The 20,680-nt window shown below is 71.0% G+C and carries 20 protein-coding genes; 14 read left to right on the top strand and 6 right to left on the bottom strand.

Features of this window, described 5'->3' with window-relative positions; translation table 11 throughout:
- The first annotated feature begins 339 nt into the window (after nt 1-339).
- Nucleotides 340-1,044, top strand: coding sequence for a hypothetical protein (locus AWX74_RS27665; RefSeq protein WP_091282977.1), 705 nt, complete (start codon nt 340-342; stop codon nt 1,042-1,044).
- Between the two features lie 115 nt (nt 1,045-1,159).
- Here the strand turns inward: AWX74_RS27665 and AWX74_RS27660 are convergent, their stop codons facing one another.
- From AWX74_RS27660 to AWX74_RS27645, 4 genes are all read right to left on the bottom strand, one after another.
- The gene (locus AWX74_RS27660) at nt 1,160-1,492 is read right to left on the bottom strand and encodes a hypothetical protein (protein WP_091282975.1); all 333 of its coding nucleotides are present in this window, start codon (nt 1,490-1,492) and stop codon (nt 1,160-1,162) included.
- A gap of 144 nt (nt 1,493-1,636) precedes the next feature.
- The gene (locus tag AWX74_RS42655) at nt 1,637-1,816 is read right to left on the bottom strand and encodes a FaeA/PapI family transcriptional regulator (RefSeq protein WP_423212981.1); all 180 of its coding nucleotides are present in this window, start codon (nt 1,814-1,816) and stop codon (nt 1,637-1,639) included.
- 171 nt (nt 1,817-1,987) lie between these two features.
- On the bottom strand, nt 1,988-3,547 hold the full coding sequence (locus tag AWX74_RS27650; RefSeq protein ID WP_091282971.1) for a carboxylesterase/lipase family protein: 1,560 nt from the start codon (nt 3,545-3,547) through the stop codon (nt 1,988-1,990).
- 136 nt (nt 3,548-3,683) lie between these two features.
- A complete protein-coding gene (locus tag AWX74_RS27645; RefSeq protein ID WP_091282969.1) occupies nt 3,684-6,299 on the bottom strand; it encodes a PKD domain-containing protein in 2,616 nt (871 codons plus the stop codon).
- 300 nt (nt 6,300-6,599) lie between these two features.
- Between AWX74_RS27645 and AWX74_RS27640 the strand changes: the two genes are divergently transcribed.
- From AWX74_RS27640 to AWX74_RS27605, 8 genes are all read left to right on the top strand, one after another.
- Nucleotides 6,600-7,502, top strand: a complete 903-nt coding sequence (locus tag AWX74_RS27640) for a MerR family transcriptional regulator (protein WP_091282967.1) — start codon at nt 6,600-6,602, stop codon at nt 7,500-7,502.
- Between the two features lie 54 nt (nt 7,503-7,556).
- Nucleotides 7,557-7,880: a PadR family transcriptional regulator gene (locus tag AWX74_RS27635; RefSeq protein ID WP_006542578.1), complete on the top strand. Its 324-nt coding sequence runs from the start codon at nt 7,557-7,559 to the stop codon at nt 7,878-7,880.
- Entirely contained in the window at nt 7,877-8,236 is a 360-nt protein-coding gene (locus AWX74_RS27630; RefSeq protein ID WP_091282965.1) for a hypothetical protein, read from the top strand. The genes AWX74_RS27635 and AWX74_RS27630 overlap by 4 nt, the downstream gene beginning before the upstream one ends.
- On the top strand, nt 8,233-8,592 hold the full coding sequence (locus tag AWX74_RS27625) for a hypothetical protein (RefSeq protein WP_091282963.1): 360 nt from the start codon (nt 8,233-8,235) through the stop codon (nt 8,590-8,592). The genes AWX74_RS27630 and AWX74_RS27625 overlap by 4 nt, the downstream gene beginning before the upstream one ends.
- Nucleotides 8,593-8,693: 101 nt before the next feature.
- Nucleotides 8,694-10,103 (top strand): phenylacetate--CoA ligase family protein, encoded by a 1,410-nt coding sequence (locus AWX74_RS27620; protein ID WP_242666446.1) that lies wholly within the window; start codon nt 8,694-8,696, stop codon nt 10,101-10,103.
- Between the two features lie 154 nt (nt 10,104-10,257).
- Entirely contained in the window at nt 10,258-10,995 is a 738-nt protein-coding gene (locus AWX74_RS27615) for an SDR family NAD(P)-dependent oxidoreductase (protein ID WP_091282959.1), read from the top strand.
- A gap of 199 nt (nt 10,996-11,194) precedes the next feature.
- On the top strand, nt 11,195-11,566 hold the full coding sequence (locus AWX74_RS27610) for a YciI family protein (RefSeq protein WP_091282956.1): 372 nt from the start codon (nt 11,195-11,197) through the stop codon (nt 11,564-11,566).
- Nucleotides 11,563-12,837, top strand: a complete 1,275-nt coding sequence (locus AWX74_RS27605; RefSeq protein WP_091282954.1) for an RNA polymerase sigma factor — start codon at nt 11,563-11,565, stop codon at nt 12,835-12,837. Before AWX74_RS27610 ends, AWX74_RS27605 begins: the two co-directional genes overlap by 4 nt.
- A gap of 308 nt (nt 12,838-13,145) precedes the next feature.
- Here the strand turns inward: AWX74_RS27605 and AWX74_RS27595 are convergent, their stop codons facing one another.
- Nucleotides 13,146-14,426: a GAF domain-containing protein gene (locus tag AWX74_RS27595; RefSeq protein ID WP_091282952.1), complete on the bottom strand. Its 1,281-nt coding sequence runs from the start codon at nt 14,424-14,426 to the stop codon at nt 13,146-13,148.
- Between the two features lie 159 nt (nt 14,427-14,585).
- On the opposite strand from AWX74_RS27595, the gene adh reads away from it, so the two are divergent.
- From adh to AWX74_RS27575, 4 genes are all read left to right on the top strand, one after another.
- Nucleotides 14,586-16,109 (top strand): aldehyde dehydrogenase, encoded by a 1,524-nt coding sequence (gene adh / locus AWX74_RS27590; RefSeq protein ID WP_054568482.1) that lies wholly within the window; start codon nt 14,586-14,588, stop codon nt 16,107-16,109.
- A gap of 76 nt (nt 16,110-16,185) precedes the next feature.
- Nucleotides 16,186-16,653 carry a DUF779 domain-containing protein gene (locus tag AWX74_RS27585; protein ID WP_091282950.1) on the top strand — a complete coding sequence of 156 codons (468 nt, stop codon included), beginning with the start codon at nt 16,186-16,188 and terminating at the stop codon, nt 16,651-16,653.
- Nucleotides 16,654-16,728: 75 nt separating this feature from the next.
- Complete coding sequence (locus AWX74_RS27580) at nt 16,729-18,015, top strand: Fic family protein (protein ID WP_242666445.1); 1,287 nt, start codon at nt 16,729-16,731, stop codon at nt 18,013-18,015.
- Nucleotides 18,016-18,187: 172 nt separating this feature from the next.
- Nucleotides 18,188-18,760 carry a DUF3558 domain-containing protein gene (locus AWX74_RS27575; protein ID WP_091282948.1) on the top strand — a complete coding sequence of 191 codons (573 nt, stop codon included), beginning with the start codon at nt 18,188-18,190 and terminating at the stop codon, nt 18,758-18,760.
- A 45-nt stretch (nt 18,761-18,805) separates the two neighbouring features.
- Here the strand turns inward: AWX74_RS27575 and AWX74_RS27570 are convergent, their stop codons facing one another.
- Nucleotides 18,806-19,837: an NADP-dependent oxidoreductase gene (locus AWX74_RS27570; RefSeq protein ID WP_091282946.1), complete on the bottom strand. Its 1,032-nt coding sequence runs from the start codon at nt 19,835-19,837 to the stop codon at nt 18,806-18,808.
- A 159-nt stretch (nt 19,838-19,996) separates the two neighbouring features.
- Here AWX74_RS27570 and AWX74_RS27565 point away from each other — a divergent pair, with 159 nt between their 5' ends.
- A complete protein-coding gene (locus tag AWX74_RS27565; RefSeq protein WP_091282944.1) occupies nt 19,997-20,650 on the top strand; it encodes a TetR/AcrR family transcriptional regulator in 654 nt (217 codons plus the stop codon).
- Nucleotides 20,651-20,680: the final 30 nt, after the last annotated feature.

The following is a 20,680-nucleotide window of genomic DNA, read 5'->3' as shown; positions in this document are numbered from 1 at the left end:
GGTGGGACCGTAGGCGCGGCCGGGGACGAAGGCCGGGGCGGGACCGATGGCACAGGCGGGGGCGCCACCGGGTGCGGTGCCGCGCCGTCCCAGGTGCCGGATACCGGCGCAGATGCCCCCATGCACCCAGCATCACGCCGGATCGGCGCGATGTCGCGCCTGGTCAGCGCACTGTCGCGAGCCCGATCAGCGCGGTGTCGCGCGCGCGTCCCCGGTGTCGTACGCACGTCCCGGGCACGGGGCGGCTGTCCCTCGTTTGCGGGACGTCGGGCGCCCGAGGCTGGTCCTCGCAACGCCGGCGGCGATCGGGCCACCGGCACGAGGAGGGGACGGACCACCATGACAACCACGACCGCGCAGGTCACCCGCGGCTACCGCGACGATGTCGACGCCGGTACGCCCACCCGAGCCCGGTGGACGTGGCTCGGTGTCGGCGCCGGGGTGCTCGGCATCGTCGCGACGATGTTCACCAGCCCGAACGTCGGCACGGAGCAGGTCGGGCCGGACGCGTTGGCCAAGCTCTCCCGCGGGCAGCTCCAGCTCGGTGGTGCGCTCGGCTACGCGACCGTCGTGCTCCTGCTGGTGCTGGCCGCGTCCTGGCGGGCGAAGGCGGTGACCGCGGCGCGCGGAGCCGTGGCCGCCCGGGTGGCCGCCGACGGGCTGACCGCGTCCGCCGCGGCGCTGAGCCTCGGCTACGGCTGGAAGCTGGCGCTGGCGCTGTACCTGCCAGGCGGGCTCAACGAGAACGGCTTCAACACGGATGGCCAGTTCGTCTACTTCATGCTGAACGATTTCGGCCCGTTCATCGGCTACCTCGGAGTCGTCGTCGCCGCGGGGGCGGTCGCCTGGCTGGGCCTGCGCGACCGGCTGGTGTCACGGTGGCTGGGCCTGGTCAGCCTGATCCCGCCGGTCGCGGTGCTGTTCATGTCGGGCGCGCTGTCGATCGCAGGATTCCCGGGCATCGTCGGGCCGATCTGGCTGATCGTCGCGTTCGCCGGCCTCAGCCTCGGCAAGCACCCGATCCTGGGCACCGCCCGGGCGTGACGGCTGCTGGTCATCCGCCTTTCGGCTGCTCGGGCGGCGACGCCAGACGTCGCCGCCCGCAGCGCCGGCGCACCGCGCCGGCGGCACAGCCGTTCAGGCAGCCCGGTGAGACCGGCTACCGCAGCAGTGCATCCGACTGGGGGTCGTAGCAGACCAGACCCATCGATGCCGCGAGCTCAGCCGCGATGACGGACACCTCGTCGGCCATGCTCCACACGACGCAGAGATAGAGGAACGGCCCGGAGGGCATGGGTGTGATCGACCACGGGGCGGTGTAAGCATCCGGCCATCGGCTCGTCAGAGCCTCGCAGTAGGCGGCAATACGATCCGTCGCCGGGGTGTGCGGGTTCTGCTCGTCGTAGCGCTGGAACAGCTCGTTATAGGCGACACCAGCGGCCAGGTCGTCTGCCGGCCGCTCACCTTCCCAGATCACAAGGTCGAAACTCATGGGGACAGGCTTCCACCTGGGTACGACATTTCTGGAGGAAGCGGGCTCAGCGCATGCTCGACCACTCGTCGGGTGAACCCGGCGCTGACCGAGGCAGCCCTGGCGCCGGACCGAGTCGCCTCTTTCGGCCGAGCCGCGGGCCCGTCAACCGTCGAGGTTCGGTGGTGCGGACAGTCGCCACAGTGCGTTTCGGGATCGGGGTACTCCGATCAGCTCGGCCTGCCCGAGCCGACGCAACCGTGCAAGAGTCTGACGGGTCTGCTCGACGGTGAGGCCAGCTCGGCGGGCGATGTCGGCACGGCTGACCGGTGTTTCGGTCAGCACTGCCAAAACAAGATCGCTATGTGTCCGGCCGCGCGCAGGTTGTTCCGTTGCCCGGCCAGCGCGGGGGCTCAGCCGGTAGGTCGCGCTACCGCTCGACACCTCACGGCCGCGGCGCGTGCTCGTGCGTGCCGCAGCCGCACTCAGGCTGCGGTCGTACTCAGTCCGCGGTCGTCACTCCGCGCCGAGGAGCAGGGCCGGGAAGGAATGGTCCTGCCAGATCAGCCGGGATCGCTCCTCCGGGTAGGCGGTGACGGCGCAGGAGACGTCGAAGAGCTGGGTGAGGCGTCGGTCGCGGTCGTAGGCCGGCCAGCCGGGGTCGCCCCCGGCGGCGAAGGCGGTCCAGGCAGTCCGCATCCGGGCCGACAGGGCCGTCGCCTCGGCGGAGGGGCTGTCACCGATCAGCAGGGCTGGCTGGCCGCTGGTGAGGTTGCCGAAAACGAGCGGCACATCGAGGCCGTGGCAGGCTCCGAACGCGCCACCCATCCCCGGGGCCGGCCAGGTCAGCTCGTAGAGATGCACCCGGCCACCGGCCGCGGCCTGCGCCTCGGCGAGGTGCAGGGTGGGCATCCGGAACAGCCAGTCGGAGTGCACCAGTTCGTAGAGCTGGTCGGGGCTCGCGTCCGGGTAGGCGCCGCGGTAGCGGTGGGCACCGTCCGGGCCGGGGGCGAAGACCTGGAGCGCGGTCTCCGCCTGTTCGGGGGTCACCTGGCCGAGCAGGCCGGTGAAGGCGGTGAACAGCCGCTGCTCGTCGCGGGTGTGGCCGGCCAGCAGGTCGACGTCCCGGCTGCTGCCGGATGCCACGGCCTGCCACGGGGTGACCGGCAGGACGTCGCCGTCGACGACAGGCGCGAACAGGATCGATCGGTGTGCGGGCTGGCCCCAGCGCTGCGCCCGGGTGGTGATCGTCGCGGCGACGGCGTCACCGGCGAGGGCCAGCAGCGCCGGGTCCGCCGTGGCGAGGTCCGCCGAGGTGGGACGCAGTCCGAGCTCGGCGGCGCAGGCGGCGGCGATGTCGGCGGCGAGCTGGGGCGAGAAGAAGGTGCCCGGCACGCTCTGGGCGATGGCTCGGCGGAACAGCCCGCCCGCCCGGGGCATGGCCAGCAGGGCGGCGACCGATCCGCCACCGGCGGACTCGCCGAAGACCGTGACGTCGTCCGGGTCGCCACCGAAGGCAGTGATGTTGTCGCGCACCCATTCCAGGGCTGCGACCTGGTCGAGCAGGCCCCGGTTGGAAGGTGCTCCCGCGAGCTGGGCGAAGCCCTCCATCCCGACTCGGTAGTTGAAGGTCACCACGACCACGTCACCGTCGCGCGCCAGTCGGCCGCCGTCGAACTCGGGCTGGCTGGACACGCCGATCGTGTACGCACCGCCGTGGATCCACACCATCACCGGCAGCGTCGCGGCCGGGTCGGCCTCGGGCGACCAGACGTTGACCGTCAGCCAGTCGTCGCCCACCACGCCCTGGGCCCCGGAGTCCTGGGCACCCGTGCCCTGGCCGAGCATGTCGGTCTGCGGCGGCGGGGGGCCGTACGAAAGGGCGGGCCGCACCCCGTCCCAGCTCGCGGCCGGCCGCGGTGCGGCGAGGCGAAGCGCACCGACCGGCGGCGCAGCGAAGGGGATGCCGCGGAAGACCGCGACGCCCGACTCCAGGCTTCCGCGCAGCGCCCCGCCCGCCACGCGGACCTCGGGCCGGGGCCCGGCTGACGCCGTCCCGGTGACGGCGGTCGTCATGATTCCTCCGACACGGGCGCTGTGTGCTCGATCGCCTACACGGAACGGAGGAATCATGACGCGGGGCCGCCACGCTCGCCAACCATTTACACGCCACGCACGTCTGGAGGACGGCGGAGGGCGGCGCGCTGCCAGGTCAGCCGCTGCCGGGACGGCCGAGTCCGCCGAGTCCCCCGGACGAGGACGGCGTTGTCGTCGGCGGAGGCGTGGGTGACGCGCAGGTGATCGTGGCACTGGCGCGGTATGCCGGGGATACGAAGGTGATCTGCCCGTTCTCGTAGATCTCGATCTCATCCGTGTTCGTGGTGGTCTCCCCGGGCGCGCCGTCCACGGTCATCGTGAAGCTGACGGTCTGCGTCCCGGCGCCGCTGAAGGTCAGCGACTGCGCCCCGGGCCCATGGTTGCGCCAGGCCCACGTGGCGGTGCCCGCGCCGTTCGCGGTCACCGTGCCGGTGAAGGTGAGCGTCAACGGGCAGGCGTAGGTACCCGATCCCGGGCTGACGGAGGCGGACCCGGCGGTGGCCTTGAACTGGGCCCCGACGGTGACGGTGGCCGTATCCGTCGCGGTCACCCCGGAACCGTCCCTGATCGCGGTCAGGGTGACGGTGTAGGTGCCCGGAGCTGTGTAGGTGTGGGTGGCCGGGGAACCAGCTGTCGCAGGGCTCCCATCGCCGAAAGTGATGCGGTAGCTCAGGTGCGGGTCCACGAGGTAACGGATGGTGTCCTCGGCTGTCACGGTCAGTGGCGCCTCGCCGGAGGTCGGTGTCACGGCCAGCGACGCCTGCGGCGGGCCGCAGTCGCCGTCCGTGCGCGCCGCGACCTGATGCGGCTGGGATCGCGCGGTCGCCCCGTTCGCCGCGGAGACCGTGCCCACCAGGGTGAAGGCGTCGCATCCTGTGACGTCGACCCGGAACGCGCCGCCGCCGAGGGCGTTGACCGTCGTGCCCGTCGCTGGTGACGCGTCCAGGGCGTAATGGGTCACGGCGGCGCCCGCTCCGGTACCAGGGCGAACCCTGACGTCCAGGGAGGTGGTGGACGTCCGCGCGACGTCGAGGGTGGGCGTCGCCGGGTTGGCGGGCTGATCGGGCTGCGGCTGGGTCCGGGTCGGGTCGGGGTCTGGTTGAGGCGGGGTGCCCGTGGAAGTGCCGGGGGGTGGGGTGCGCGACGGGTCGGGCTTCGTGGGAGGCGCCTGGTCCACCACGTTGATCGTGCTGCTGACCTGGACCTGCTCGCCGCTGGCGAGCCCGGCCCGGATGGTCACCGGGTAGCTGCCCGGCCGTGCCCAGGTGTGCGACACCTCCGCTCCCGCCGCGGTACCCGCGTCATCGCCGAACGACCACCGCACCGAGACCAGCCTCGCCCCGTTGGAGGCGATCGCACGCAGCACCACCGGGCGGCCGGCTGTCGCCGGATTCGTCGATGTCTGGATCTGCACGGCGGATCGGTCACGATCCGGCGTGCCGGAGACGGTCGGCGTCGGTGGCCGTGGCGATGCTGTGCCGGTCGGTGGGGTGGTGGGTTTCGAGGAGTTCCCGGAACTACCGGAGCCGCCGGAACCACCAGAGCCACCGGAGCTGCCAGAGCCCTGGGTGTCTTCCGCGCCGCCGCCGCTGCCTCCGGAGAACAGGCTGTCTCCGGGTCGGTCGGGGTTGTACTTCTGGATGGGGATGGTCTGGCCGGTGAGGGACAGGACTCCGGCGCGGGCACTGGCGGGGTCGTTGTAGAACACGAACGGCCCGCTGGGAACAAGGTCGAACGGCGTGTCCGGGTCGAGGACGTCGGCGTGCGTCACGGTGTCGGGGTGGGCCAGGTCCGCGATATGGACCTCGCCGGTGGTGAAGTCGGGGATGAAGACCCGGCCCGCGGCCTCCGTGGGTTCGCCGAGGGTGTGCCCGGCGGCGTCGAGGTCGATCGCGGTGTCGCACCGGTTGCTGTCCAGGTCGCTGACGAGGAGAACCCCTCGCTGCCCGGAGGCGGCGTACACCCGGGACGCGGCCGCGGATCCGGTCAGTACGGCGGTGTCGTCCCGCGCGCCGCCGGCCAGGCAGGTCGGCGCCCCGAAGGTGCCGTCGTCGTGCAGCGGGCGCACGGCGTCCCCGTCGATGACGACGGCTCGCCCGCCGACTTCGAGCAGCCGGGCCGCCGGTGTCGCGACGGCCCCTGTCCGGGGTACCGCCGGGCCCGTGCCGGCGCTGTCCAGGGAGACGATCCGGCCCGAGTCGGCGTCGACCAGCCACAGCCGGCCGGTCGCGTCCACCACGCCGCCGCCGGGCCCGATCCGTGACACGACGGACTGCGGCTGGCCCGCGCTCAGCGTCCGGGAGTCGGCGCTGGTCACCAGCCCGGTCTGCTCGGCGAAGACGTACGCGCGACGCGGGCCGGCGAAGACCCGCAGCCGCTGGCCCGGCCGGGCGAAACGCACCGGCTTGGAGACCTCGTAGGAGGCGCTGTCGACCCGCACCACCGTGCCGGTGGACGTGTCAGCGACCAGCGTCTGGGCACTGGTCGAGGCGGCGGACAGATCCGAGCCCGGGTCTGCGACCCTGACCTGGGTGATCAGCTGCCCGGAGGAGCCGTCCACCAGCGCGGCCTGGCCGACCGCGGAGGACACCAGCCACGCCGACCCGCTGTCCAGCGACACCCGCAGCGCCCGGTCGCCGTGACTCGACACGACGACCACCGCCACCGCGGCGGTCGCGAGAATGGCGCAGGTCACCGCCAGCCGCATGCCACGATCGGCCGACCGTCGCATCCCCACGCTCGTGTTCACCTTGGCCCCGCAGCAAGCTGTCAGCCCGTGGCGTGCATACCGCCGCAGGAAATTCCCCCGGATAGTGCGGCCCTGCGACCCGCGACGCCCGGGTTTCTCCGGATTCCGGTCCGCCTGCGCGGCGGCCGCTTCGTCTGCGATTCCGATTCAGAATCAGAATCAGAATCACGGGCGCCGATCCGGCCGTCAATGTCCTTTCGGGCAGTCTCCCGGACCATATGTTCCGCGCGCGCGGGCGGCAGGACGGCTGCGGCGGTTGACTCTCCAGTTGGTGGAGGCCTGATGATCGGGTTCATGATGATCGGCGAGCTTGCGGCGCGTACCGGGCTGTCGGTACGGACACTGCGGTTCTACGCCGACGCCGAGGTGCTGCCCGCGCAGGGACGCACGACGGCGGGGTACCGGCTGTTCGGGCCTGAGGCCGTCGCCCGTGCGCGCCTGATCCGTACCCTGCGCGAGCTCGGCGTCGGCCTGGACGACATCAGGGAGGTGCTCGGCGCCGAGACCTCGTTGGACGAGGTGGCCGCCCGGCACGTCCAGGCCCTTGACGCCCAGATCCGCGTGCTGCGGCTGCAGCGTGCGGTGCTGCGCGCCTTCATCGGTTCCACCGACCCAGAGGAGCTGCGACGGATGACCGACCTCACAAACATGACAGACGAACAGCGTCGCCGAATCGTCGAGGAATATCTCGACGCCGTCTTCGGTGACAGCCCGAGCGCCGTCGCCGACAGGATGGCGATGGGTGCACCCGAGCTGCCCGAGGATCCGACCCCGGAGCAGGTCGTGGCCTGGGTGGAGATCGCCGAGCTGCTGCGGGATCCGGACTTCATCGCCACCAGCCGGCGGATGGCGCAGCGGGCCAGGGCCGAGGGGCCGGAGCCGGACGTGGCGCAGTTCGATGTCGGCAAGGCCGTCGGCGAGCTCGCTGGTCCCGCCGCGAGGGCCGGTGTCGACCCTGCCGCGCCTGAGGCTCGGACGATCGTCGAGCGTCTTGAAGCGCTTGGCCCGACCCCGCCGGAGGACCGCACGCGGGTGGCCGACCGGATCGAGGCCTTCACCGACCGCCGCGTCGGCCGTTACTGGACGCTCGTCGGCGTCATCAACGGCTGGGAGCCCAGCCAGGCGCCCGACGACATCGTCGACGCCTGGGAGTGGTACTCCCGGGCGCTGCGCGCCCACGCCTGAGCGGAGATCACCGGGTGTTGCCGCACCCGACTACTACGCCATACGATGCATCGCATGGCGAGATTCGGGCGGGACGAGGGCCTGGCCCGCTTCGGCGAGCCAGGCGTACTCGTCCTGCTGTCACTGAGCGACGGCCCCAAGCACGGCTACGCGATCACCACCGACGTGCTGGAACAGACCGGGGTCCGGCTCGGGCCCGGCACCCTGTACGGCTCGCTGACCAAGCTGGTCGAACGCGGCCTGATCGCCGCGCTGCCCAGCGACGACCGCCGCCGCCCCTACGAGATCACGGCAGCGGGAAGAGCTGCCCTCGCCGCCCAGCTGGCGACCTGGTCCCGGGTCGTCCACACCGGGCAGACAAGGCTGGCCCAGGCATGAAACGTTCCCTTCTCGCCCTGTGCCCCCGGCGGTGGCGGGCGCGCTACGGCGACGAGTTCGCCGCGCTCCTCCAGGACACCCCACTGACCTTCGCCGTCGTCGTCGACGTCCTTCGCCTGGCCGTCGGGCTCCATCTCCGGGCCAGGCCGCGACTCACCCGCATGGCCGCGGCGGTGCTCGCCACCGCGGCCATGGAGGTGGCTGCCGTACGAGCGGAGCTGACCGACAACATCCTGTGGGCTCCGACCACCCCGCTGCGGGCGCTGACCCTGGTCGCGACCCTGACACCGACCGCGTTGCTGCTCCACTCCGCGGTCATGCGCCGCATCCGACCCGACGGAGCCAGGGCGGCATGACCGGGCTCGCGGTCGCCGCCGTGGTCGCAGCGGGCCTGATCGCGGTGGGCGTGATCGCCGCACGCCGGCCGGTGCCACCACCGGCCACCGGCCGGGCTGTACGGCTATGGCGCGCCGTGGCCCGCCTCCTCCTGCTGGCCGTCGGCACTGTTCTTGTCGCCCGGGCCGGATACCTTCTCGCCACCGAGCGCCCCGGCGATCCGGCGGCCTATCGGCACGCCTGGGGCGGGCCGCACTATTCCGGTTTCATCATCGTGCACGCCGGCCCCGGCGTCCTGGCTCTTTTCCTCGCCGGCCTGGCCCTGCTGCGCAGACTGCAGGGACGCCGAGGAACAGTCGGTCTTCAGCGCGGGTAACGGGAAAATCCGGCCAGTTGTGGCGGCGATCCACCGAACCTGCCGGCCACCCGCACAGCCACCGGTTCGCGTGATCGCGGGTCGCGGCCGACACTGTGTGCGTGTCCCGCGAGGATTCCGCGGCGGTCTACCAGCGTCTGCGTGCAGCACATCTGAGCGCTGTGCGGGCGGCGCTCGAGGACCATGTCGCGCGGCTGTCCTGGTCGCGCCAGCGCATCGAGCACCACCGCACCGAACGACTGCGTGCGCTGCTGGGGTTCGCGCGCGAACGCTCACCGTTCCACGCAGCCCGGATGACCGACCTCGACCCGGCCACGGCGACGGTTGACGACCTCGCGCGGCTGCCCGCAATGACCAAGCAGGACGTCCAGAGTGAATGGGACGCGATAGTAAGCACGCCTGATATCGACCGGGCGGGCGCCGAGCGGGTGCTGGCGCGGCAGGGCTGGTTCTCCTACACGCCCACCGGGCTGCAGGTTTTCAGCTCGGGCGGCTCGAGCGGTGTGCGCGGCGTCTACATCTGGGACTGGGAGCAGTTCGTCACGCTCGCCTGTCTCGCCTGGCGATGGCAGGTTCGGGGCGAGCGAGCATCAGCCGGCCCTGCCGACCCGGCGGGCGAGGCCGGCCGCCCGGCACGACTGGCCGTGTTGGAGGCCGGCGAGCCGCCGCACGCCAGCACGCCGCTGTTCGACATCGCGACCGGGCCGTCGACGCAGACCTTCGTGATCCCGACGACGGCCCCGTTCGATCAGATTCTGCGCGCGGTGGCGGACGCACGGCCGACCCATCTCGTCGGCTACGCCTCGGTGATCGGCCGCCTCGCCCGGGCCGCGAACGCGGGAGAGCTCGACATCCGGCCGGTTCGGGTGAGCACCAACTCCGAGCCGCTCAGCGCCCAGGACCGCGACGCCATCGACACCGCCTGGAGCGTCCCCGTCCACAACCTGTGGGGCTCGACGGAGATCGGCGTCCAGGCGGTCGGCTGCGGCCACCGCGACGGCGACGGCCTGCACATCTGCTCGGACGAGGTGATCCTCGAGCGGGTCGACGCGGCCGGGCGCCCGGTCGCCCCCGACAAGCCGGCGGCCCGCACACTCGCGACCGGACTGGCGGGACGAACCTTCCCGTTTATCCGTTACGACCTGGGCGACGAGATCACGCCGCTGCCTGGCCGCTGTGCGTGCGGGAGTTCGATGCCGCGTGTCGCCGACATCGTCGGCCGGCGTGACGACGACTTCCGCTACGGGCGGCGAACGGTCCCGGCGAGCGTGTTCCGGCATGTGCTGGGCACCGACCCGCTGATCTCGGAATATCAGGTGCGCCAGACCGCAGGTGGGGCGGATGTGCTGGTGGTCGGGTCACCCGACACCACCGCGGTGGCCACGGCGCTCGCCCTCTCGCTACGGCCCTACGGTCTCCCGGATGCCGACATAGGCGTGACCACCGTTGCGCGGATCCCCCGGCACGCCTCGACAGGCAAGCTCAGGCGGTTCGTCGCCCTGAGTGGCTAGCTCACGTTTCGCCTCATAGCGGAGACTGCCGCGGAGGGAACGACGCCGCAGTCCTGTATCGGACCGGGGAATGCCACGTCGGATTTTCGCCAGCATTGTTCGGCGCGCAGGAACTAGCCTGCAGGGAAATACGCCGGAGATCCTGGAGATCCGAATGTCCACCATCGTTCTCATCACTGGCGGCAGCCGAGGCCTGGGGTACGCGGCCGCCGCACATCTGAGCCGAGCAGGCTCTACTGTAATCATTGGAGCGCGCCGGGAGACAGCAGCACGCAGGGCCATCGAGACGCTGGGCGTAAACCACGGAGCCGTGGACTGGGTAGAACTCGACGTCACCAGGCCGGCAACCGTGAGATCTGCCGCAGCCGCAGTCCAGGAGCGATACGGCCGCCTCGACGTCCTGATCAACAACGCGGGCGTTCTCCCCGAGGCCACCGACACCGGCACCCACGACCTCGCGGACCCGGACACGTTCCGGCAAACATTCGAAACAAACGTTTTCGGCGCGGTGACGGTAACCGAGTTTTTTCTTCCGCTACTGCGACTAAGCGACGCGGGCCGGATTGTCAACGTGTCCTCGACGATGGGCTCGCTCACCGATCAGAACAACTCGCGATCTCCGTACTATTCGATGTTCCTGCCCGCCTACAGGAGCTCGAAAGCCGCACTCAACAGTCTCACGATCGAGCTGGCGAAGCATCTCAGGGACACCTCCATCAAGGTCACGACCGTGTGCCCGGGCTTCGTCCAGACGGAGTTGACCCCGATGAACCGCCAGCTGGCGCCGCTGACCGCCGACGAAGCCGCGCACGTCGTGGTCAGCGCCGCGACACTGCCCGCCGACGCCGAGACGGGCACCTTCGTCGACGCCGACGGCCCCGTTGCCTGGTAGACAGCGGACTCCTCCGCATGTTCGGGAGAGTGCGTGGAGGCGTCAACGCGGCCTCTACCCCTGCGGAACCAGGCCTGTCCCGCTCGTCGGGCCGGTGCGGACGGAAGATGTTCGGGCGGGCATGTCAAGACGGTGCGGTCGGCTCCGACCAGGTGGTCGGCGGGCCCAGCCGGGGCTCGCGAACCACGAGGAGCAACCCATGAAGTTCGTGATCAGCCTGGTTATCAACCCAGCCCTGCTGGACGTCCTGACTGACGAGGAGAAGGCGGCGGTCGGCGACGGCCACAGCAGGCTCATCGAGGCGATGAAGAAGTCCGGCGAGCTGATCACCGGACTGGCGCTGGTCGACCCGGCGCAGGCCGCCGTGGTGGCCGTGCGCGACAGCCAGCGGGTGGTGACCGACGGGCCCTTCGTCGAGTCCAAGGAGTATCTGGGCGGCTTCTACCTGATCGATGTCGAGAACAAGGAGCGGGCGATCGAGCTGGCGGCGCAGATCCCGGACGCCGCGATCGAAGGCCTGGGTGTCGAGGTGCGGCAGGTGATGTTCGCCGACGGACAATTGGAGGCATGACCGCACCAGTGATCGAGGACCTGCTGCGTGAGATCACGCCGCAGGTCCTCGGCACCCTGGCACGTCGGCACGGGCAGTTCGAAGGATGCGAGGACGCCGTGCAGGAGGCCTCCCTCGCCGCCACCGTGCAGTGGCCGGCCGAGGGGGTGCCGGACAACCCGCGCGGCTGGCTGATGACGGTTGCGTCCCGGCGGCTCATCGACCAGATGCGCAGTGACCACGCGCGCCGCGAGCGGGAGTCGGCGACGGCCACCGAGCCGGTGCCCGAGGACGTTCCGGACAGCGACGACACGCTCGTCCTGCTGTTCCTGTGCTGCCATCCGACGCTGACGCCCGCCTCCCAGACCGCGCTGACACTGCGGGCGGTCGGCGGCCTGACGACCGCCGAGATCGCCCGCGCGTTCCTCGTGCCCGAGGCCACGATGGCGGCCAGGATCAGTCGCGCCAAGCAGCGCATCAGGGCCGCCGGCAGCTCGTTCAGCCTGCCGGGCGGCACGGAGCACGCCGAGCGGCTACGGGTCGTCCTGCACGTGCTCTACCTGATCTTCAACGAGGGCTACGTCGCCTCGTCGGGCAGCGAGCTGCACCGCGCCGACCTCGCGCACGAGGCGATCCGGCTGACCCGGATGGTGCACGCCCAGCTGCCCGAGAACAGCGAGGTGACGGGGCTGCTCGCCCTGATGCTGCTGACCCACTCCCGCCGCCAGGCCCGGGCGACGGCAGCCGGCGACCTGGTGCCACTGGACGAGCAGGACCGCGCGAGGTGGGACCGCGAGCTGATCGACGAGGGCATCGAGCTGGCCGCGGCGTCGCTGGCCGGGCCGGTCCTGGGGCTCTACCAGCTGCAGGCCGCCATCGCCGCCACGCACGCCGACGCGGCCACCGCCGCCGAGACCAACTGGCCGCAGGTACACGCCCTCTATCTGATCCTGGAACGGATCGCACCCAACCCGATGGTCACCCTGAACCGGGCGATCGCGCTCGCCGAGACCAAGGGCCCGCCGGCCGGGCTGGAGCTGCTGGCGACCCTGGACGGTGACGAACGGATGGCCGGGCATCACCGTCTGCTGTCCGTCCGGGCGCATCTGCTGGAGAAGAACGGCGACCCGGCCGGGGCGTACGAGCACTACCGGCGGGCCGCGCGGGCCACCGCCAGCCTCGCCGAGCAACGCTATCTGGAAGCCCGGGCCAGCCGAGTGCGGGTGCGGCCAGACCTCACGGCAGGCGCGGGGCCGGCGCTCCCGCCAGAGGGCGGGTCGGGGGACCAGTAGCCAGCGGCCGCGCTGACCGCCGCCGGCGACCTTGGCGTGAACTCACCCCGCTGGGACTGTCACTCCTGGAAACCCTGCGCCATCTCAAGAAGTGGGCCGAGGCCCACATGCCCGAGGTGGACGCCGCACAATCCACCTACAACCAGAACCGAGCCCACCCGTAACGTGAGGAATTTCGGTTGTTATAACAGCCAAAATCCTCACTTCTTGCTCGGCAGCAGAGGAAATCCGAAGCTCGGTATCCTAGAGTGGATTCTCCAACGACCAGAATCCTCTGAGGCGGACCATTACGTCCGGTCCTGCGTCGCTCAGCGGCTCTCGCGGTCGAGGACGCGCACCCGGGCGATTGCGCGGTCCCGCTCCGGGCCCGCGGGCAGCAGGTCCCGGCATCGGCGCCAGAGGGCGAGGTCGTCCGCGGCGACCGGGCCCTCGACCCAGCGCAGCAGCAACAGCGCATCACCGCTGCGCTCCAGCGCCGCCTGCACCTCCTGCGCCATCCGCAGCCGCACGGTGGCGACCCCCGGGGAGGCGGAACGCGCGAGCAACGGCGCGCGCCACAGGGTGATGGCCGCCGCGGGGTCGCCGGCGGCCAGCGCCCGCCGGACGTCGTCCACGTCGGTGGTGAGCGCCCCCGGGGCGAGCCGGTACGGACGCGAACGCAGCGCCTCCGGCCCGAGGACCCGCCGTAGCCGCGAAAGCTCGGCGCGGACCGTCACCTCGTCGAGGTCCCGCTCGTCGAGCAGGACGGCGAGCCGGCCGGCGCTGCATCCCTGCGGATGCTCGGCCAGCAGGAGCATCAGCTCCGCATGGCGCAGGCTGACCCGCCTGGTGCGCCCGTGCCGGGACAGCGTCGGCCCACCCGGGTCGAGAACGGACAACCGCAGCGGCGGCTCGGCTGCACGACGCCCGCCCCCGTCTCGGTGCTGCCGCAGCAGCAGCTCGCGTTCCACCGCGGCGGCGGTGGCCCGGACGAGCGCCAGCGCCCCGGGTGAGGCGGCCCGCTCGTCGCCGGTCACGTCGAGCGCGCCCAGCAGCGCACCGCCCACCGGATCGCGGACCGGCATCGCCGAGCAGCTCCACGGCTGCACGGGACGGGCCCAGTGCTCGGCGGCCACCACCCGCATGCCGACCCCGAGCGCCAACGCCAGGCCGGGAGCGTTCGTGCCGGCGTGTCGCTCGTCCCAGCGGGCCCCGGCGACGAACCGCATCCGCTCGGCCCGGCGGCAGGCGGCCGGGTCGCCTTCCACCCAGAGCAGCATGCCGGCGGCGTCGCTCACCGCGACGATCATCTCCTCGGACGCCGCATGCTCGACCAGCAGGTCGCGCACCACCGGCATCGCCTGCCCCAGCGGGTGCGACGCCCGGTAGTCCTCCAGCGCGTCGTCGACGAGATCGACGGGAGGGACGGTGGCGTCCGGGTCCACCCCGAAGGTGCGGGAGCGTGACCAGGATTCCAGTACCTCGGGGCGCACCTGGCCGAGCGCCTGCTCGCCACCGCCAGGCGCACGACCGTCGGCCGCGGCGGCGGTGCGGACCCCGGTGAGCAGCTGCTCCTGCGCGACCCGGCGCCCGTCGCACCCGTTGGTCATGGAGACCTCCCCCCGACAGGGTGGCGCGAACCGGATCAGTGGGCAAGGGGCCGCTGGCACCCCCGCCGTGTTGCAACGGTGTTGCAACGTTCACCGATCTAGCGTGCACGCAGCCGGCGTCACGGTGACCGGCCTCACATCGCAGAGGGAGCGCTCGAGATGACCATCTACGCCCGCCCTGGCGAACCGGGCTCGCCAGTCCGCTACGCGTCGCGCTACGACAACATCATCGGTGGCGAGTACGTGCCGCCGGTGAAGGGCCGGTACTTCGAGAACCCGAGCCCGGTCACCGGCCAGGCCTTCACCGAGATCGCCCGCTCCAGCGCCGAGGACGTCGAGAAGGCCCTCGACGCCGCCCATGCGGCCGCACCCGCGTGGGGGAAGACGGCGGTGGCCGCCCGCGCCGACATCCTCAACAGGATCGCCGACCGGATGGAGGCGAATCTCGAACTGCTGGCGGTCGGTGAGACCTGGGACAACGGCAAGCCGGTCCGCGAGACGCTGGCGGCCGACATTCCGCTGGCCATCGACCACTTCCGGTATTTCGCCGGCGCCATCCGGGCGCAGGAAGGCACCTTGTCGCAGCTCGACGAGGACACCGTCGCCTACCACTTCCACGAGCCGCTCGGGGTCGTCGGGCAGATCATCCCGTGGAACTTCCCGCTGCTGATGGCGACGTGGAAGCTCGCGCCGGCGCTCGCGGCCGGCAACGCCGTCGTGCTCAAGCCCGCCGAGCAGACACCGGCGTCCATCAACCTGCTGTGGGAGCTGATCGCGGACCTGCTGCCGCCCGGTGTTCTCAACGTGGTGCAGGGCTTCGGCGTCGAGGCCGGCAAGCCGCTGGCGTCATCGCCCCGGATCGCGAAGATCGCCTTCACCGGTGAGACCACGACCGGGCGCCTGATCATGCAGTACGCGAGCCAGAACCTGATCCCGGTGACGCTGGAGCTCGGCGGGAAGAGCCCGAACATCTTCTTCAGGGACGTCCTCGCCGAGCATGACGACTTCCAGGACAAGTGCCTGGAGGGATTCACCATGTTCGCCCTCAACCAGGGCGAGGTCTGCACCTGCCCGTCCCGCGCCCTCATCGACCGGTCGATCTTCGACGACTTCCTGGACGCGGCGGCCGTCCGCACGAAGGCGGTGCGCCAGGGCGACCCGCTCGACACCGACACGATGATCGGCGCACAGGCCAGCTCCGACCAGCTCGAGAAGATCCTCTCCTACATCGACATCGGGAAGAAGGAGGGCGCCCGCCTCGTCCTGGGTGGCGAGCGCGCCGAGCTGGGCGGCGACCTTTCGGGCGGCTACTACGTCCAGCCGACGATCTTCCAGGGCACCAACCGGATGCGGATCTTCCAGGAGGAGATCTTCGGGCCGGTGGTGTCGGTGACCTCCTTCGACGGCTACGACGACGCGATCGCCCAGGCCAACGACTCCCTCTACGGCCTCGGCGCCGGCGTGTGGACCCGTAACGGCAACCTCGCCTACCGGGCCGGGCGGGACATCCAGGCGGGCCGGGTCTGGACGAACTGCTACCACCTCTACCCGGCGCACGCGGCGTTCGGCGGGTACAAGCAGTCCGGGATCGGCCGGGAGAACCACAGCATGATGCTCGACCACTACCAGCAGACGAAGAACCTGCTGGTCAGCTACTCCCCCAAGGCGATGGGCTTCTTCTAGGCCGCCAAGCCGCCGAGCCCGCCAGATCGCCAGATCGCTCGGCAGCCTTCCCGCCCGCGACCGACAGGAGACGGCGATGCACCAGGAGAGCACAGACAGCGCAGACAGCACGGACGTGACCCGGGTCGACGCCACGCCTGCCGCGCTCGCCATGCTGCGCCGCCTCGCCCAGGAGCACGGGCCGTTGATGATCCACCAGTCGGGTGGGTGCTGCGACGGCTCGTCGCCGATGTGCTTTCCGCGCGGGGAGTTTCTGGTCGGTGACAGCGACGTCCTCCTCGGCGTGATCGGCGTCGGGAAGGACGTCGCCCCGGGGGACGCCGTGCCGGGCGAAGGCGTGCCCGTCTACATCGGCGCGGCCCAGTTCGAGTACTGGTCGCACACCCACCTGACCATCGACCTGGTGCCCGGCCGCGGCGCCGGCTTCAGCCTGGAGGCACCCGAGGGCTACCGCTTCCTCACCCGCTCCCGCCTGCTCACCGACGAGGAAGCTGCCCAGCCGGCAGCACAGCTCCCAGCGCCAGGCACCGTTCCCGGCGACTGATCGACGCGCCTGGCCCGGTAACGGCAACCTTGAAGTCGACTCCTCCATAATCAAGGTTGTGACATAACCTTGATTATGGAGGCTGTCGAGATGGCTGAACTCCTACGGCAGCGTTGGGAGAGCGATCCTGGCGCAGGGCTGTCCCGGCGAGACAGGCTCGGTTGCGACTACGACGCCTACCTGCCGGACCGCCTGGTCGGCCGGACGTGGCGTCTTGATGCCGCGACAGCGGCAGATGTCGCGGAGGCCGAGGTCGCAATCAGCCGGCTCGACCGCGAGGCCTCCGCACTACGAGGCACCGAAGTGCTGGCACGCATCCTTCTGCGGGCCGAGTCGGTCGCCTCATCTCGGATCGAAGGCCTCGAGGTCGGCGGCCGACGCCTCCTGCGGGCCGAGGCAGCGCGCGGGTTCGGCGAGCCCGCCACCGACATCACCGCGGCCGAAGTACTGGCCAACATCGACGCAATGGTACGTGCGACCGAACTGGTCGGTGTCGGTGATCCCATCACTGTCGCGTCTCTGCTCGATGTCCACCGGCGCCTGCTCACCGCCAGCCACCTGGAGCAGCATGCCGGCAAGCTTCGAACCGAACAGAACTGGATCGGAGGAAGCGGCTACAACCCGTGCTCGGCCGCCTTCGTCCCACCGCCCCCTGAGGCCGTGCCCGACCTGCTCGAAGACCTCTGCGCGTTCTGCGCCGACGACAGTCTTCCAGCCGTCGCCCAGGCAGCCATCGCGCACGCACAGTTCGAGACGATCCACCCGTTTGTCGACGGGAACGGCCGGACCGGCCGCGCACTGATCCACATGCTGCTGCGGCGCCGCGGGCTCGCAGCGGGTGTCCTACCCCCTGTCTCCCTGATCCTCGCGACCTGGTCCCGTGAGTACCTCGCGGCGCTTTCCGCTACTCACTACGTGGGTCCGGCAACTTCCGACGAGGCGCAGGTGGCAACCGATTCCTGGGTCGCGCTGTTCGCCGCCGCCTGTACCCGCGCGTGTGCGGATGCCGTCGATTTCGAGCAGCGCCTCGAAACGCTTCGCAATGACTGGCTCCGCAGAGCCGGCCGCGTGCGCGCCGACTCCACGCTGGAACGCATCGTGCACCTGCTCCCCGCGACGCCGGTGCTGACCGTCGGCTCTGCTGCCGCACTCGCAGGTCGGAGCCTGCAGGCAACAAACCAGGCGATCAACCGTCTCGTCGATGTCGGCGTTCTCCGCCAGGTCACGGTTGGACGCCGAAATCGTGCGTTCGAAGCCCCCGAAGCCATCGAAGCGTTCGTCTATCTTGAACGACGCCTCGCCAGCCCAGCCGGCGACACCATGGTCAGCCCGCCCAACCGCCGCGTGCCCCACAGACCTTGATCGGCAGCCCGCCAGGTTCATCGACCCTGCAGGTCCGGAGCGTGGCGAGCCTGCCCGACGCCGGATCGTCAGGCATACGACTTTTGCCCGTCGCCACCGCCGACGGGCAATAGGTTCGTCCCGTTCGCCCGGGATGGGGGTGTCGGCGGTGGCCGGCAGGTGGGGGATTCTTATGACTCGTTCTGCGATGGATCGGATTCGCCGCGCGGCTCGCGGGATGCTGCCCGCGCTCGCGGTCGTCATGACGATCAGTCTGGCGGGATGCGGCTCCTCGGATGAGGCCTCGACTCCCCCAGCGGACGGCAGCCAGCCGGCGACGGCGACAACCACAGGCGGAACCGGCAGCGGGAAATCGGCCGGGCCGGCGGGAAACGCGGCGGGAGTCCCGGATCCCTGCAAACTCGTGTCCCGGCCGGAGGCCGAGCAACTCGCCGGCACCGCGCTGGGCAGCCCCGAGTCCACCCCGGAGAGGTGCGTCTACACAGCACCGCCCGACGGGCCGACCGGCCAGGTGGAGATCTTCTCCGGGCAAACGGCACAGGATTATCTCACTGCCGAGCGCGGCATCGGCCACACGCTCACCCCGTTGCCGGGAATCGGCAAGGAAGCCTACATCGAGGACTACGCGGTCTTCGTCAACGTGAACGACTTCTGGGTGTCGATCGTGCTGGCCCGCAACAACGATCCGGCGGAGAACCGCGGGCCCCTGGAGAACCTGGCGCGAACGGTGGCCGGCCGGATCTGAACACCCGCACGCCGGATCACTCCGCCGCGCGAAGGCGACCGCGGGTCAACCTTCCTCGTCTTCCGCCACGACGACGACAACCTTCCCGCGGGTGTGCTCGTTCAGGAACTCGACGCAGGCACGGACGCCGTCCGCGAGCGGGTACCGCCTGCTGATCGCGGCGGGCAGCGATCCGTCCAGCGCCTGCGCGGCCAACAGGTCCAGATCGCCCGGCTGCGCGCTGGTGATGACGGTCTGGACGGTGAGGTCCTTGCCCCTGAACGCGGCAGCGTCGGGAACGGGAAAGACGATGTTGAGCAGTCGGCCGCCGGGCCGGATCGCGGTGGCCGCACCGACGAGCCCGTCACCGGGAAGCGCCAGGTTGACAACGGCGTCGACGCCGTCGGGGTGGCGCCGAACGATCTCGTCGGCGACGTCGACGGCGCGGTGATCGATGACCTCGGCCGCTCCCAGGTCGCGCACGTAGCCGTCGTCCACGGGGCTCGCGGTGGCGACGACGTGCACCTTCGCCGTGGACAGCAGCGGTAGCAGCACACTGCCGACACCGCCCGTCGCCCCGATCACCGCAACGACGTCACCGGGCTGAAACTCTCCGGCCCGGGCCAGCGCCAGCGCGGTCAGGCCGGCGGTGGGCAGCGTCGCGGCATGCTCGGCCGTCAGACCGGCGGGACGAAGCGCGAGGCCCGGGGTGTCGGCTTCGAAGACCGCGTACTCGGCCAGCGTGCCCGTCGCCAGTGAGGGCGGCGACCCGACCATCGCGGCGAGGTTGGCCATGCTCTCGGGAAATCCGAAGCCGAAGACCTCGTCTCCGACGGCGAACCGGCGCACGCCGTCTCCGGTCTCGGTCACGACGCCGGCGAAGTCGCGGCCGACCACATGCGGAAAGCTCAGTGGGGCGAGGTCGCGCATCGAGCCGTCGAGCACCCGGACCTCGGCGGGGTTGAGTGTCGAGGCGCGCACACGCACCTGAATCTGCCCGGGGCCTGGCCGGGGAACAGGCAGTGATCTGACTTCCAGCCGCTCCACCGGGCCGTAGTCGTCCGCGACGACAGCACGCATCGTGATGGTCACCGGCATCCTCGTTTCCTTCGTCGTCCACCCGCACCAGAACCAGAAGATGACCCATCGGTCATTTTTCGAGAGCGTAACAGAGAACATGACCGGGCGGTCATCTTGTTGGACCGTGTTGACCCATAGGCTGTGTTGGTCCAGCGGAAGCACACGGACGGGTGAGGCATGTCGGCCGCGTCAGAACCACCCGGGTTGCGGGCCGATGCCGCACGCAACCGGCGGCTGCTGCTCGACGCGGCGGCCACGGTCTTCGCCGAGCACGGCACGCAGGCCTCGATCGCACAGATTGCCCAGCAGGCCGGCGTCGCCAAGGGCACGGTCTTCCGCCACTTCCCCACCAAGGACGATCTGGTCGCCGCGATCATTTGCGATCAGCTCGACCTTCTCGCCGCGGTCGGCACGCGGCTGTCCGAGGCCGCCGACCCCACCGCGGCCCTGTTCGAGTTCATGACCACGGCGGTCGATCTCCAGTCCCGCGACCGTTCGCTCTGCCAGGCCTCCGGCGAGGCCTTCGCCGACAACCGGGCGGTCCAGGCCGCCGCCGACCGGCTGACCGAGATCGCCGAGGTGCTCACCGCCCGCGCCCAGGCGCAGCAGGGCATCCGGGACGACGTGACCGGGCAGGACGTCATCCTGCTCCTGCGGGGCATCTACCAGGCCGCCGCGCCGCTCTGCGACCATCAGCCGACCCTGTGGCGCCGCTACCTCGCCCTGGTTTTCGAAGGGCTGCGCTCGCCAGCCACTCAGCCCCTGCCACTTCCAGCACCGGACCTGTTCAGTTCGCCGAGGACGCAGGCCGGGCGGCACCCGGCGCCGTAGCCGACGGCGCCGGGGCAGGCCGCCGCACCG

The sequence above is a fragment of the Parafrankia irregularis genome, from assembly GCF_001536285.1.
Taxonomy (GTDB): domain Bacteria; phylum Actinomycetota; class Actinomycetes; order Frankiales; family Frankiaceae; genus Parafrankia; species Parafrankia irregularis.
Note: the sequence above shows the minus strand (reverse complement) of the source record. Positions and strands in the feature narration are given on the sequence as shown.

Bases quoted from the DNA above. Each gene is read 5' to 3' on its own strand.
- AWX74_RS27585 (WP_091282950.1), top strand. From the start codon at position 16,186: ATGCACCAGGAGAGCACAGACAGCGCAGACAGCACGGACGTGACCCGG.
- AWX74_RS27605 (WP_091282954.1), top strand. From the start codon at position 11,563: ATGACCGCACCAGTGATCGAGGACCTGCTGCGTGAGATCACGCCGCAG.
- AWX74_RS27595 (WP_091282952.1), bottom strand. From the start codon at position 14,426: ATGACCAACGGGTGCGACGGGCGCCGGGTCGCGCAGGAGCAGCTGCTC.
- AWX74_RS27625 (WP_091282963.1), top strand. From the start codon at position 8,233: ATGACCGGGCTCGCGGTCGCCGCCGTGGTCGCAGCGGGCCTGATCGCG.
- AWX74_RS27565 (WP_091282944.1), top strand. From the start codon at position 19,997: ATGTCGGCCGCGTCAGAACCACCCGGGTTGCGGGCCGATGCCGCACGC.
- AWX74_RS27630 (WP_091282965.1), top strand. From the start codon at position 7,877: ATGAAACGTTCCCTTCTCGCCCTGTGCCCCCGGCGGTGGCGGGCGCGC.
- AWX74_RS27580 (WP_242666445.1), top strand. From the start codon at position 16,729: ATGGAGGCTGTCGAGATGGCTGAACTCCTACGGCAGCGTTGGGAGAGC.
- adh (WP_054568482.1), top strand. From the start codon at position 14,586: ATGACCATCTACGCCCGCCCTGGCGAACCGGGCTCGCCAGTCCGCTAC.
- AWX74_RS27635 (WP_006542578.1), top strand. From the start codon at position 7,557: ATGGCGAGATTCGGGCGGGACGAGGGCCTGGCCCGCTTCGGCGAGCCA.
- AWX74_RS27640 (WP_091282967.1), top strand. From the start codon at position 6,600: ATGATCGGGTTCATGATGATCGGCGAGCTTGCGGCGCGTACCGGGCTG.
- AWX74_RS27645 (WP_091282969.1), bottom strand. From the start codon at position 6,299: ATGCGACGGTCGGCCGATCGTGGCATGCGGCTGGCGGTGACCTGCGCC.
- AWX74_RS27570 (WP_091282946.1), bottom strand. From the start codon at position 19,837: ATGCCGGTGACCATCACGATGCGTGCTGTCGTCGCGGACGACTACGGC.
- AWX74_RS27575 (WP_091282948.1), top strand. From the start codon at position 18,188: ATGACTCGTTCTGCGATGGATCGGATTCGCCGCGCGGCTCGCGGGATG.
- AWX74_RS27660 (WP_091282975.1), bottom strand. From the start codon at position 1,492: ATGAGTTTCGACCTTGTGATCTGGGAAGGTGAGCGGCCGGCAGACGAC.
- AWX74_RS27650 (WP_091282971.1), bottom strand. From the start codon at position 3,547: ATGACGACCGCCGTCACCGGGACGGCGTCAGCCGGGCCCCGGCCCGAG.
- AWX74_RS27610 (WP_091282956.1), top strand. From the start codon at position 11,195: ATGAAGTTCGTGATCAGCCTGGTTATCAACCCAGCCCTGCTGGACGTC.
- AWX74_RS27615 (WP_091282959.1), top strand. From the start codon at position 10,258: ATGTCCACCATCGTTCTCATCACTGGCGGCAGCCGAGGCCTGGGGTAC.
- AWX74_RS27665 (WP_091282977.1), top strand. From the start codon at position 340: ATGACAACCACGACCGCGCAGGTCACCCGCGGCTACCGCGACGATGTC.